The 14,571-nt window shown below is 37.1% G+C and carries 11 protein-coding genes; 10 read left to right on the top strand and 1 reads right to left on the bottom strand.

Going from position 1 to position 14,571, the window contains the following annotated elements; all coding sequences use genetic code 11:
* Positions 1-90 precede the first annotated feature (90 nt).
* From PLJ10_01955 to PLJ10_01910, 10 genes are all read left to right on the top strand, one after another.
* Positions 91-1,479: a formylglycine-generating enzyme family protein gene (locus tag PLJ10_01955; protein HOK08406.1), complete on the top strand. Its 1,389-nt coding sequence runs from the start codon at positions 91-93 to the stop codon at positions 1,477-1,479.
* Between the two features lie 246 nt (positions 1,480-1,725).
* Positions 1,726-3,816, top strand: a complete 2,091-nt coding sequence (gene pilM, locus PLJ10_01950) for a type IV pilus assembly protein PilM (GenBank protein HOK08405.1) — start codon at positions 1,726-1,728, stop codon at positions 3,814-3,816.
* Positions 3,816-4,787, top strand: a complete 972-nt coding sequence (locus tag PLJ10_01945; protein HOK08404.1) for a hypothetical protein — start codon at positions 3,816-3,818, stop codon at positions 4,785-4,787. Before pilM ends, PLJ10_01945 begins: the two co-directional genes overlap by 1 nt.
* A 2-nt stretch (positions 4,788-4,789) precedes the next feature.
* Positions 4,790-5,302: a hypothetical protein gene (locus PLJ10_01940; protein ID HOK08403.1), complete on the top strand. Its 513-nt coding sequence runs from the start codon at positions 4,790-4,792 to the stop codon at positions 5,300-5,302.
* 104 nt (positions 5,303-5,406) lie between these two features.
* Positions 5,407-8,559, top strand: coding sequence for a tetratricopeptide repeat protein (locus PLJ10_01935; protein HOK08402.1), 3,153 nt, complete (start codon positions 5,407-5,409; stop codon positions 8,557-8,559).
* A 42-nt stretch (positions 8,560-8,601) separates the two neighbouring features.
* A complete protein-coding gene (locus PLJ10_01930; protein ID HOK08401.1) occupies positions 8,602-9,864 on the top strand; it encodes a 3-deoxy-D-manno-octulosonic acid transferase in 1,263 nt (420 codons plus the stop codon).
* Between the two features lie 221 nt (positions 9,865-10,085).
* Positions 10,086-10,886 carry a sugar ABC transporter permease gene (locus PLJ10_01925; GenBank protein HOK08400.1) on the top strand — a complete coding sequence of 267 codons (801 nt, stop codon included), beginning with the start codon at positions 10,086-10,088 and terminating at the stop codon, positions 10,884-10,886.
* Positions 10,870-11,745 carry a carbohydrate ABC transporter permease gene (locus tag PLJ10_01920; protein HOK08399.1) on the top strand — a complete coding sequence of 292 codons (876 nt, stop codon included), beginning with the start codon at positions 10,870-10,872 and terminating at the stop codon, positions 11,743-11,745. The genes PLJ10_01925 and PLJ10_01920 overlap by 17 nt, the downstream gene beginning before the upstream one ends.
* A 2-nt stretch (positions 11,746-11,747) precedes the next feature.
* The gene (locus PLJ10_01915) at positions 11,748-13,043 is read left to right on the top strand and encodes an ABC transporter substrate-binding protein (GenBank protein ID HOK08398.1); all 1,296 of its coding nucleotides are present in this window, start codon (positions 11,748-11,750) and stop codon (positions 13,041-13,043) included.
* A gap of 61 nt (positions 13,044-13,104) precedes the next feature.
* Positions 13,105-13,569, top strand: coding sequence for a DUF962 domain-containing protein (locus tag PLJ10_01910; protein ID HOK08397.1), 465 nt, complete (start codon positions 13,105-13,107; stop codon positions 13,567-13,569).
* Between the two features lie 639 nt (positions 13,570-14,208).
* Here PLJ10_01910 and PLJ10_01905 read toward each other — a convergent pair.
* Positions 14,209-14,571, bottom strand: a 363-nt coding sequence (locus PLJ10_01905; protein HOK08396.1) for a hypothetical protein, incomplete at its 5' end; no start/stop codon positions are given.

Raw genomic sequence — 14,571 nt, 5'->3', positions numbered from 1 at the left:
TAAAACCAAGGTAAATATATAATATAAAAGTAATAAGTAAAGAAGTAAAAAGAAGTTTAACTCTGGCTGCTGTAAAAGATGATTGCCTATATGACTCGGGTTATTTTGTGGGGTTGCTTAGGTATTTTTATCATCATATCCTGTTTAACTTCATGTTCATCAGAAAAAAAACAAGTTGAATTAAGTAGTGTTACTATTGAAAGTTCTCCAGAACAGGAAGCGATTGTTGTTATTCACGGTGAAGAAAAAGGTGTAACACCTCTTACATTAACTAATATTCCACCAGGTCCTCTTGAAGTTATTCTTAAAAAGGAAAAATACCAAAGAACGGTAGAAACGTTGATACTCCCTCCGGGGGAACATTCTCATTTTACTATTGAGTTGAAGCCATTACAAGGCTATGTGACTTTTGAGACAGAACCAGCTGGTGCAGAAGTATTTCTTGAAGGGGTAAAGATTGGTAAAACACCTATTTTACGACATCCTGTTGAAATTGGTCATAGAAGATATAAAATCGAACTGGTTAACTATTATCCAGTAGAAGGAGACCTTGAAGTTCGTGAAGATTTTCAGTATCCCATAAAATATATTTTAAAACCAATGGAGGGAACCCTAAATATTCTTTCACGACCAACCAGTGGGATTATAAGAATAAATAATGTTCCCCAAACACAAAAAACACCAGCCCAATTTCAACTTGCACCAGGAGAATATTTAATCAGCGTTACTGCACCAGGTTTTTTAGAAGAACATACAAAATTAGTTTTGGGACCTAATGAGGAAAAGTCGATAACACTTGTACTGAAAGTAGGAGAAACCCCGCCTGGGATGGTTCTTGTTCCAGCAGGTGAATTTGTTATGGGCGAAAATGAACGTTCTCCAGATGAATCGCCAAGAAGAAAAATATTTGTTCCTGCATTTTATATCGATAAATATGAAGTAACGAATGAGGAATTTAAAAAAGTTTTTCCAGACCATAATTTTGCAAAAGGGCAAGAAAGACATCCTGTTACCGGTGTGTCATGGGACCAGGCAACGTCGTATGCTACAAGAGTAGGAAAACGTTTACCTACGGAAGTAGAATGGGAAAAAGCTGCCCGTGGCGAAGATGGCAGAGAATACCCATGGGGTAACGACTTCTCTTCAAGCCTATGCAATTCGAAAGAATCAAACCTTGATGCGCCAGCCATTGTAGGAAGCTATATTGGTGGAGTTTCTCCTTATGGATGTTTCGATATGGCTGGAAATGTTTATGAGTGGGTCTCTGATTGGTATCAACGTTATGAAGGGAATCAATCAGTTAAAAAAGAATACGGACAGATTTATCGAGTATTGAGAGGTGGCTCTTTTATGACAGATAAATTCGATGTTAGATGTGCACGTAGACATTTTGACCGAATGGATGCTACACGAGCAGATTATGGTTTTAGGTGTGTGAAAGATGTCCCATCTGTTCTTAGTGAAGAGGGAAAAAAGTAATCTTTAAAATTTGTATACGGGGTAAAAAATTATTAGAATAATATGCTAAAAGAACTCATAAATAAATATAAAAAAATAAATAATTTTTGTCAATAATTTTCTTGACTTTTAAACTCATTTGTTATACAATTATTAACAAGGATATTATAAGTGAAAAAAATGAAACCTTGGAAAGAATTTACTTTATGGTAAAAAATATATTACAATAATATGATAGAAAAAGGATTAAATAGTTAAAGAAAAGTTATGTCAATATATTCGACACGAAGAGGTAAAAAAAGAGTTGTTCTTGAAATAGGAACATCTGCAGTTAGGCTTTGTGAATTTGTAAAAACAAAGAATGGCTTGCAGATAGTAAAGTATTTTGAGAAACCAGTCCCGAATGATTTTAGAATGAATGAAGAAGAGAGAAGAGATGTAAGAAAGAAGGCAGTAAGTGATTTATTAAAACAGGCTAAAATTAGGTCTAAAAAGCTAATTATTGCTGTTCCTGGGCAATCTGTATTTGTTCGTGTTCGTTCGCTACCACCTGTATCAGAAAGGAAAGTAGACCAAATTGTTCGTTATGAAATACAGCAACAAATTCCATTTGATTTAAAACAAATTGCAATTGATTATCAAATATTAGACCATCCGGAAGGCGGTGGTTATGAAGTATTAATGGTTGCAATAAAGACTGATGTTGTTGATAAATTTTTATCGGTTCTTGATGGATTAAAACTTCAGCCAGAAATTGTAGATGTTATTCCTTTTGCCTCATATAGCTGGCTTAAATATGTGGGCGAAATCCATGCTCATTCAGAAAGTGTTGCTATTATAGATTTAGGTGCTTCTACAACAAATATTGTGGTAGAGCGAGATGGTATTTTCCGTAATACTCGAACCCTCAACTTGGGTGGTAACGATATTACGCAAGCCATTGCAGATACTTTTAATATTCCATTTGAAGAGGCAGAAAGAATTAAGTGTGAAAAAGGTTTTGCTCCTACTGGAAATCCACAAATTGATGGTAAGGGAGGCGAAGCCATTGGTAGGGTGTTGAATCGGTTAGTAAGTGAAATACAACGTTCATTTTCATATTTTCGTTCTTTGCCAGGTGGAAGTCAAGTTATGCGAGTGTATCTTTGTGGTGGCAGTTGTGCACTCCGTAATATAGTCCCATACTTACAACGTGCTCTCGGAATTGATGTGCGTATTGCTCAACCACTTAGCGGTATTACTATTGGTCCCGATGCACAATCTATTGTCCAGCATCCAGAAAGAAGTTGTGTTGTTCTCGGTTTGGCTCTAAGGAACTGGGAGTCCACCGCTTTAGAAATTAATTTAATACCTCCGCGAATTTTAGAGATGCGACGGAGAAAAGAACAAGCCATATATTGGGCTTTGTCCATGGTAACACTTGCTTTGATTATGGCGTCTGTCATTCCTGTGCATGCGGCACAGAATAAATTGGTTAAACAACGGATAGAAGAACTTCGTCGCTATGTGCAAATGTATGACCCGGAAGTGGCACAAAACCCAACAATTACATCTCCATTAAAACAAAAATTAGCAGAAGCAAAAACAGAGATAGAAGTATTGAAAAAGAAAGTTGATACTCTTGATAGGGGTGTAAAAACCAGACGATTTTGGTTAGATGAATTATCATTGGTTCTTTCTGCAAGGCCACCCCGAACAGATAAAGATGGTTTGTGGTTCAGTTCTGTAGAAACTGTATTGATACAAGAACCACAAGGTGGACAGATGCCAGCCCAGATGAGGAACGTCCCCGGAATGGGAGTGCATCAACAAACGCAACAACCACAATTTAATATAACCGGTTTCCCGGGAATTGGGGCGAAAGGTGCAGTTGTTGGTGGTTTTGGGTCGGGAAGAGGAGGTATCTTTGGTAGAGGAGCAGAACCAGTAACTCCAACACCTCAACCGCAAGGACAACAACAGCAACAACCTTTACCTCGCGCTAATGGTTTCCGAATTGCGGGGTTAGCCACTTCAGACATAATAATAAAGAACTTTGTTGAAAATTTGAAGAAGGTAAATCAAACCCTTCCTGATGGTATGATCTTATCTTGTAAAAATGTTATTTTTTCAGAAGCCAGTGTACAGGTTACCACATGGGATTCCCTTTATAATGCACAGACTGCTTTTCAAGGAAGTTCGGGTATATCAGGTCCAGGTGGACAACAGCGTGGATTAGGTATGTATTCCCAACAAACAGGTCAAACAACCGCCTTCTCACCTACAGGACAAAATCTCTTTACATTTGTGGTTACCATTCAGTTTCAAAAAGCTATGGCTACTGATGCAACACAACAAGGTGGAGGAGGGGCACGATAATGAACATAACTATTTCACGAGGAACCATTATCTATATTACTGTATTGCTATTATCTTTTCTTCTTTTCGCTGGCATCTACTATTTCTTTTTACAAAAGCAATTGGCAGAATATAAAAAAGATGAAAATTTAAAAAAGAATTATGAAGCGGCGTTAATGGATTTGGAACAGACCTTTTCTCAGACCGATCCCGAAGTGTTAATTAGAGAATGGCGAGCCCAGGTTGTTCCATGGGAAGAAACAGTAAAACAAAGATCTGCATTTTTTAATTTAAGTAATTGGACAGAACATGAAGTCCCACCAAAAGAAGGAGTAATACTAAAATTCTGGTACGAAGAGCAAGCCCAAAAAATGATAAAACAGTTATATGAAAAAGTAGGCGAAAAAATGGGACGGTATGACTTATTCCCTCAGGATATTCGTAAATCTCTTGGCGTCCCTACACTTGATGAGATATCAAGACAAGATGTTACAGAGCAGGTAGTGAACAGAGCATTAGCAAAACTTGCCTTCGGAATTAAGATGTGTGAGTTCTTACTGGATTCAAAGATGGCAAGTATCGATGATATTGTTTTTTGGCAACCTATTAATCAAGCACCCGAATTTGAAAAATTACTTTCTTTTTATTTGTTCGGTATCCGATGCACAATGAATATGAAAGACTTTGTAAATTTTGTTGAAGAAAAATTAAGGTTATCAAACAGGTATTTTAATATCAATTGTATTAGAATTCAATATCCCTATATCGCTTATAATGTAGAGCCTCTACTTCAAATAGAGATGATTATATCTCAGGCAAATTATAATCCTCCGAAGGAAGTGGGGGCTGATATTCGCCTCCAATATCAAGCTCAAATGGGAGCTGGAGCACCCGGCCGAAAAGGAGCAACAGCAACGACGACTACAGAAGAGCCAGGTTTTTTTGGAAAAGCATGGAAATGGTTTAAACGTAATATATTGGTTATGAACTGAATATGTTAGATAGAATACAAAAAATAGGAATATGGTTTTGGTGGAACAAAGAAAAATTTGTATTATTGGTTTTAGTTGGGATATTAGGATATCGTGTGTATATCATTGCCTATCCACCACCACCACCAGTAGAAAAAACTTATTCTCCACCACGGAAGGAGGTGCCGGATGAACTCAGACCTCCTGTGCCACCATTACCACCTTCATTATCTATTCCTGGGACCTATGCTTCACTATGGCGTGAAAATCCTTTCTGGTATTTTGCAGGTGAAACCGCAGGCAAAAAAGGAGAACAAGCAGTCACAGCAAAAGACCTCGGAATCACATTACTTAATATACGACAAGTTGGCGAAAAATGGAGAGCACAACTTCGTACTCGTTCTACAACAAAATGGTATGATGAAGGCGAAGAGTTCGAACAATTTATTTTGGAACAAGTCAATCCGGATGAAAAAACTGTTATTATATATTCTGAACAATATGGAAGAAGATTTACACTTGAAATGAGAAAATAAAAGGAAAAAAAATGAAAATGGTGTTTAATTTATTAGATAATTGTATATATAATAATAACTTCCAAACGGTTATCAACAAAAAACCACCGGAGGAAAAATTACGAATGTTTACAACAAAACATTTTCATTATCGAGTAGTTAAGTTTTTATTATTGTTTGTGTCAATCCTTTTGATAATGTCGAGCGGGGCTCGTGCACAAACAGAATCAAATGCCTCAGAAGAGGTATCTGCAGTTGCACCTCTTGAAGTTCAGGATGCAACATCAGCAGAAAATATAGATTCAGGACAAAATCCTTCAGCGGAAGAAAATGCAGAAACGTATTTCCGTAGAGGGGTTGGACTATATAAAAAAGAATTGTATCGTGAAGCGTTAACTGAGTTCAATCGTGCTCTTGCCTTAAATCCAAATCATCAAGAAGCTCAGGTGTACCAACAAAAATGTAATGCACAATTACAACTTTCAATAGGTGAAAAGCCAGAAGCAACTGCACCGCCTGCTTTTGAGACATTTCAACCTGCAGTACCAACTGAAGTCCCTGAAAAAACAGCAGATGAATTAAAAAAGGAAAGAGTACAAAAGTTACTTTCTGATGCTCAACGTTATATGGAAGCGCAAAAATTTGATATCGCAGTAGAGATATATAACAATATACTTTTAATTGACCCTAAAAATGATATAGCTCGTGAAGGACTTCATCAGGCGACAATCAAACTGCATCAACAATCTGTTAAAGAATCTGAAAGAAAAGTTGCAGAAGATAGAGCCAAGATTAGAGATTTTATTGAGAAGCAAAAACAGCTTCCAGAAGGTGCTGACGCAAGAGGTATAAAACCTTATAAATTTACAGTCCCAGAAATTGAAGAAGAAGTTGCACCAGTAACGAAAGTGAGCGAGATAGAGAAATCATTAGATTCAGTAGTAAGTATTGAATTTGAAGATATACATATAAGTGAAATTACGCAATTTATTTCTGATAGTTACGGAGTAAACATTGTTATTGATAATCGAGCTGTAGAACCACCAGCAAAACAACAAGCTCAGCAAGCAACGGGCCAACCTGCTCAGCCCGGAGCATTGGGAATGCCCGGTGGCCCTCCAGGAGCACCTGCATTTGGTGGTGCTCCAGGTGGACTTCGTCCGCCTGGAGGCGCTGCTCCTACAACAGGGGGTGTTGGACTAAGACCAGGACCTGGTGGGTTCCAAGGTGGCGGGATTGGAACGACACCGTATGGTACACCAGGAACACCCGGAGTAGGTTTAGCTCAAGCAGATGTCTATTATGGTACGAAATCGGATGGTATTGTTCCGTATATAAGTCTTAAAGATGTTACATTAAGAGAAGCATTAAAGGCTTTATTACGACCTCTTGGCTTAGATTTTTCTGTTCAGCCAGGTTTTGTGTGGATAAGTAAACCTGAAATTATTCGTCAAGAAACATTCGAGCCTTTAGAGACCAGATTCTATGAATTGAGAAATGTCGGGGCGGATATACTATTTAAATTAGTACTTCGTAATCCTTTCGGTGGAGTAGGAGGAGGAGGAGGATACGGAGGCGGAATGGGCGGAATGTATGGAGGCGGAATGTATGGTGGAAGAGGGATGTATGGGGGCGGAATGGGTGGAATGTATGGAGGAGGGATGTATGGAGGCGGAATGGGTGGAATGTATGGAGGAGGGATGTATGGAGGCGGAATGGGCGGAATGTATGGAGGCGGTGGTTATGGTGGAGGCTATAGAGGTGGGGTAGGTGGATATGGCGGTGGTATGTATGGAGGCGGAATGGGCGGAATGTATGGAGGCGGAATGGGCGGTATGTATGGCGGAGGTATGTATGGTGGTTACAGAGGTGGTATGGGCGGATATGGTGGAGGTATGTACGGAGGTATGGGTGGTTATGGAAGAGATGTTACCACATTAAGTAATATTTCAGATATGTTTTCATCAATCAGTGACCAGGTTGTAGGTGAATTAGGTCCAGTAGGTATAGTACAAGCAGGAACAGGTGCTACAGCAGGTTTAGGTGGTAGAGGAGCATTAGCAACAGGTACAACTACTACAGGATATGGAGGTGCGGCTGGTACAGCCCAATTGGGTGCTCGTGCCGGTTTTGAAGAATCTCAAATGTCAGGCTTACAAATTCTTGCTGATGCTATACCTTCTATTAAGGAACCATACACGGGTGAAGTCCTTTCCAAGATAGCGTATAATGAAGCAACAAACATGCTTATTGTAACGAACACCCCTACAAATTTAGACAAGTTCGAACAAGTTTTAGGGCAAATTGATGTTACACCTAAACAGGTAAGTATCGAAGCAAAATTCTTAACCGTTCGTGTATCTGATTTAAAGAAAATAGGATTTAACTGGTCAGGCGATTTAAGTGACCAAAACAATAGACCCCGACAAAATGAATATTTATCACAGCAGACTTATAGTTATGATATAAATGGTGATGGTGTGGATGAAGAAGTACCATTTTATGTCCGGCCTGATGGGAGCCAGGTTATTCGTAATTCTGTTACACAGGGGACAATTTCAGGGTTGGTTGACCCAGCATTATCTGCAGCGAATCCAACTTTTAGTATCATGACAAAAATTATAGATAATGCAGATGGGGACAAATTAAGTGTGTCATTTGACTATCTGAATAGTTTATCAGAGTCAGAATTACTTAGTGCTCCTCGTGTAACAACGATGAACCGTAAGCCAGCAGTAGTTGCAGATTTCCAGACTGAATATTATTTAACCCAGGTTTATAATGAAGTTTGGACCACAGAAGGTGGATTTGGTGGCACCCCAACACAATCCGTTATTACTCAGCCAACGTTCAGTCCATTTAATTTCGGTATAGCCTTATCTGTTACACCTCAAATTCGCGATAACGACCAGATACGTCTTTGGTTAAATCCTGAAGTGCGTGCTCGTATCGGTGAAAAGAGATTTGAACAGAAGAATATTGTGGGCACTAATGAAACAGTCACAGAGATTGTATTGCCGACAACATCGTGGCAGGCAGCATGGACCAACGTAATTGTGCATGATGGTGATACTCTCGTTCTTGGTGGTTTGGTACAGGATAAAACTATCCATAATAATCAAAAGATGCCATACCTTGCTGATATTCCCTTAATTGGTTTCTTCTTCCGTGGAAAATCTAAAGAAGTATCGCAGTCCAGTCTATTGATTTTTGTTACACCGGATATCATAGATACAACCGGTGCACGATTCTTCAGCGTTGGAAAAGAAGCCTCATAAAAAAGAAAATATAGATAGGGGTTTTATAGTTAATCAGAATATATGTGGGTGTTTGTTTATAACTTACTCTGGAAAATATTAGCTCCGGGAATAAAACTTTATCTAAGATTTAGTCGGAAATATTTTCTATTATTAAATCGTTTTTTCCCTCCAATACCACCACTAACAAATCCTGTGTGGATACATGCGTGCAGTGTCGGCGAAGTAAATCAAATTGAACCTTTTATTAAGCAGTGGCATGAAATATTTCCAAATATTTCACTCATGTTAACTGTAAGCACCATTAGCGGTTTTCAGCAAGCAGAAAGAAAATATAAAGAGTATTCAATTAATATTACATGGTGCCCATTTGACCATCCTGAAGTTGTGGAGTCGTTTTTAAAACAGATAGCCCCTCGCTTATTGGTTATCGTTGAAACTGAACTTTGGCCTAATCTTATTCGATTAACAAATAAATATCACATTCCGATAGCAATCATAAATGGTAGGATAAGTGATAAGTTCTTCCGATTATATCGGCGTTGGAAGAAGGTATACAAGGACCTTATCCAGAAAATAAATATAATTATGACACCAACCGAAGAATATGCAGAACGTTTTACAGAACTTGGTGCAGATACTCAAAAGATATGTGTTGTAGGAAATATTAAATATGATTCTGTTGCAACAGGAATAAATATAAATATCCGTAATAGATTGCGTATGTCATTAGATATTCCTAAAGACGCTAAAGTTATTGTTTTCGGTAGTTTGCGGGATGGCGATGAAATAGTTGCAAAAAGAGTTTGGGAGGAACTGCATACAAAATTTCCAAATTTATTTCTTATTCTTGCACCGAGACATCCCGAAAAGAAAAATCAAATAATGGCATACTTTGGTTCAGAACCTATTATATTACGTACGGATAATCTAAAAGGTAAGAGGAGACAAGAAGAGAAAATAATTGTTATAGATACCATAGGAGAATTAAATCAATTTTATTCAATAGCAGACGTGGCTATCATTGGTGGAAGTTGGTTTCCAGGAGTAGATGGGCATAATCCACTCGAGCCCGCTGGATTGGGTGTTGTTCCTATTTTTGGACCATATATGCGAAATTTCCAAGAACCAGCAGAAAAACTTACTAAAGATGATGGGGCAATTCAATTACAAAATTATGAAGAACTCCCCAGTGTTATAGAAAAACTTTTTCAGTCCCCTTACGAGTCTATTAATTATGGGACACGTGCTCGTAAAATCGTGTTACAAAATCAAGGTGCTGTGCAGAAAACATTTTCACTTTTAAGTAATCTTATTGAGTTTTAATTTGTCGTATCCTTGATTTTTATTTGGGTGTCTATTTTTATAGAATAGTAGCAATATACAAGGGGAATTTATCGTTGAAATATTTAAAATATAAAAAGAAATATTATGAATTATTTACAGCATTAATGTTCCTGTTTCCTTCTCTTTTAATTTTATTTCCTTTTTTTATCTTTCCTATATTTTATGCTCTTCAGTTGAGTTTATGGGGAGGTAAAAGAAATATGGGAACGTTTGTAGGTTTAAAAAATTATATATTTGCTTTTCAAAATCCTATGTTCTGGCAAAGCTTACAAGTAACACTTTACTACGCTATGATAACTATCCCTGCTACATTATTATTAGGGTTTACATTTGCATATTTCTTAGCAAAAATCATTAGAGCAAGAACATTTTTGCGAATCCTATTTTTCGTTCCTTATGTAACTTCGACAGTTGCGGTAGCAATGGTATGGCGTATTTTCTATAATCCTCAATTAGGTTTGTTTAACTATATACTTAAAACGTTAGGGCTTCCAGTTCAACAGTGGTTATTAGAACCTCGGGGTGTTTTGAATATTATTACTGGAGGTGCTATCGACCCTCATTATGGACCGAGTCTTGCCTTGGTTTGTATATCACTTTTTGATATATGGCATACCTTTGGTTTTGCAGTGGTTGTTTTTCTTGCTGGAATGAGTACTCTTCCACAAGAATATTATGAATCTGCAAAAATAGATGGTGCTAATCCATGGAAAATACTATTGCATATAGAATTGCCATTGTTAAGTCCTACATGGCTTTTTTTAATTACAGTACAATCCATTCGTTCATTGCAATCATTTAGTAGCTTTTATGCACTTAGCCCTGCAAGTGGAAGGACATTAGGTACGACAGAAAATCTAATGCTCCATATCTATTCTCAATTCTATGAGTATGGTTATTGGGGATATGGTTCTGCAGTCGCCATTTTATTAAGTATTTTTATTATGCTATTAACATATATTCAATGGCAATGGGCAAGAAGATATGTTTTTTATCAATAGCACTTTAGAAAAAAAAGGATATAATATTCATTATGATTTAAGTAGATATGTGTGGAAAGGGGTTATTTACTTTATTCTGTTTGTTTTTGGTTTCTTTGTAAGTTTTCCCTTTTTATGGATGGTGACATCATCCTTGAAAACATTAGAAGAAGCAACGACCCCATCTTTGTGGCTTTTTCCAAAGCAATGGCAGTGGGAAAATTGGATCTATATTTTCAAATTTGCTCCATTCGGGAAATATTTCTTTAACTCTTTTTTCGTTGCAGGGACAGTTACTTTTTTTGTTTGTATCAATTCATTATTAGCTGGATATGCATTTGCACGATTAAGATTTTTTGGTAAAAATGTTATTTTTGCGTTGGTGATGGCAACCATGATGGTTCCTTTTGAGGCTGTGTTAATCCCAAATTTCATTTTGATCAGTAGGTTAGGTTGGTATAATACCTATTTCGCTTTGATTTTCCCTTGGTGTGCAAATGCATTTTCTATACTTATGCTTCGTCAAGCCTTTATGACGATACCGAATGATTATTATGAATCTGCACAGATTGATGGTTGTAGTCATATTTCGTTTTTAATTCATCTTGCAATACCCTTTGTTAAGCCTGCCTTAATTACGGTAGCTCTCTTTTCTTTTTTAAATAGTTATAATTCTTTATTATGGCCCCTTATTGTTACCGCTGATGAAACAAAACGTGTAGTGCAAGTTGGCTTGACTGTTTTCTCTGGAGATGCAGGTGTTCGTGTTAACCTTCTGATGACAGCTTCCACTTTAGTAGCACTGCCTACAATAATTATTTACCTTATAGCACAGAGATATTTTTTTCAAGAATCGATACGGGTAGGATTAAAAGGTTAGAGATGAAAGACCCAAATACAATAAGAGATATTATTTTTATTCCACTTGCTTTATGTATATTCTCTTCATGTACCCAGGTTGGTAATCACTTTGTACCTATTAATCAAGAGCATGTTGTATTTTGGGATAGACAGACAGCAGAGAGTGCCATGTTTATCAAGAATAAAGCAAATGAATTTAATACTGGGTTTCCAGAGTTGCCAATAAAAGTAGAGCGAGCAGGAGGATACTCAGAAATATTTCGAAAAGTATCAGCCAGTATTCAAGCTCGTAAACTGCCGGATTTGGCTGTTTCGTATGAAAGTATGACAAGTGAGTATATTCCAACAGGAGCAGTTGTATCGATTGATGAATTTATAAATGACCCTGAAATAGGTCTTCCTGCAAATGAACTGGCTGATTTCTTTCCAGCGGTAATAGAAGCAAATCGTTACCCTGATTTCGGAAACAAACTTTATTCTTTCCCATTAGCGAAAAGTGTTCTTGTTTTATATTACAATATTGATGTGTTGAAGCAATCAGGAATTAACTCTCCACCGCAGACGTGGGATGATTTTTATAACTTTTTAAAAATTGTCAAATCACAAACAGGGAAGGCAGGCTACGCTATATCTATTGATTGTTCTACAATTGATGCAATGATATATAGTTTTGGTGGAGATATTGTTCAGGGGAGGAAAACGCTTTTTAATTCCCCTGAGACACTACGTGTTTTCTCATTTTTACGCCAACTTGTGAAAGAAAACCTTGCCTTTGTTATTACACCGGGAACATTCGATGACCAGGTCTCATTTGCCAAAGGCGATATAGCCTTTATGATTCGTTCCAGTTCTGTTAGAATATCCCTTGAAATGTTAGAAAAAGAAAAATCTTTTAATTGGGGAATTGCCCCTCTACCTCATGATAGGAATGTGCCTCTCGTAACTGTGTTATTTGGTCCAAATATAACCATATTTAATACAACGCCTGAACATCAAAGAAGGGCATGGCAATTTGTTCGCTTTATGACATCAACAGAAAATGTAGTCCAATGGGCAATAGAGACAGGATATGTGCCAATTCGAAAATCAGCAGAACGTAATCCCCTTTTACAAAATTTCTGGCGTAATAAACCATTTGCACGTATTCCCTATGAATGCTTGAAATTTGCTCGACCTGAACCTAATTTGTCCGGTTGGCAACAAATTCGTGATATGGTAGAAAGTGCTGAATTAGAAGTGCTTACTATGATGGACACACCTGAAAATGTTTGCAATAAATTAAAAAGGCAAGCAGATAAAATATTAAGCCTCCCTTGAAAAATAAGAAATAAACAGTAAGGCTCTTTTTGTTTTGTTTTAGTGAGGAGGATTATTGTTTATGAAGACACTTAAAGAACAAATTGATATTTATGCAGGTTATCATAAAAATCCTTATAATAAACTTACCCATTATTTTGGTATTCCAATTATTATTTTCTCCCTCCTGTTATTCTTGTCATGGCTGAAATATCCTGGTTTCCCGGTATATATAAATGGGGCTACTATATTTTTAGTTTGTGTATTTTTCTATTATTTTATACTTGACAAAACAATATCCTTTATTATGGCTTTGCTTATATCTCCATTGTTTGCTTTAACCTTTTTATTCCAAAAAGTTGAGTGGAGAGTAAATCTAATGGTTTTCCTCGTTTTATTTGTTGGGGGATGGATTTTACAGTTTATAGGTCATACAGTATTTGAGAAGAAAAAGCCTGCTTTTACGGATAACTTAATTCAATTACTTATCGGCCCACTCTTTTTCGTGATTGAAATACTTCGGAAAGTTGGAGTACAGAGATTTTAATTGTTCTTTTTTATATGTGTTGGGCATTATGAAATAAGTAGAACAGATAAGGCAATCAGTAAGATTCATATCAGATATCACCTTAACCCTTGCCTTATCTTCTCGTTTAATGTGTCTAAATACCAGTATCTTTTGTTCTAATCTTCCACCTATTCTACCTCGCCTGAAAACTTTTATACCCCTCCTCCTATCTGCTTAACTGCCCAGATTCCATGATATCCCATCGTGTAGAATCCGATATATCCTATTTACTGTGTTATATTCAATCTGTAACTTCCTGCTTGTCCAAGGTGCAGATATCTTTAACTAAAACAGCTCTTAGCCAACATTAACAACGTACCGTAATCAATCTGTGTTTTCTCTAAAACACAACCTCCCCTCGGTGCTATTTATGATTTCAGGTTTAACATTCACAGATACATCTTAGGACCTATTCCCTTGGATTTTCAGAATAAACATGGTATGCCTTAAACAAGTACTTCCTTTCTCTGCGGGTATTTTGGCTACTTCCATTATCTTTATTGTATGCTTTCTACATGTCAAATCTTCGAAACTTAAAATATTTTATAGAGATGAAAAAAGAGGGCAAGTTAATCAAAACTTGCCCTCTTAAAATATCTTTTATTTTTATCTTTGAGTTTATGCTGGGCCGGGGCAATATCCGTCTTCAGTTCCTTCATCACAACGGTGATAACTTCCGGTATTGAAGAACTGTATTAGCCGAAGTAGTTCTGGTAGAGAAATCTTCCAATCTCTTGGATTGTAATCGGAAGCATGGGGTCTACATGTTTTATCACCATCAAAATAGGGAGCATAACCGTCTTCTGTTCCTTCTTCACAATGGAATCCTCCTGCGTTAAAGAATTGGATAATACGGAGTAGTTCTCTTAAACTGATTTTTCCATCGCTATCCTGGTCAGCGGAATGGATAGGTAATATTTCCCATTCACCTTCAGTTGCACCTTCAACCGAACCTTCGGTTGAGCCTTCTATCGAACCTTC

It is taken from the genome of Candidatus Hydrogenedens sp. (genome assembly GCA_035361075.1).
Classification (GTDB): Bacteria; Hydrogenedentota; Hydrogenedentia; order Hydrogenedentales; family Hydrogenedentaceae; genus Hydrogenedens.
Note: the sequence above shows the minus strand (reverse complement) of the source record. Positions and strands in the feature narration are given on the sequence as shown.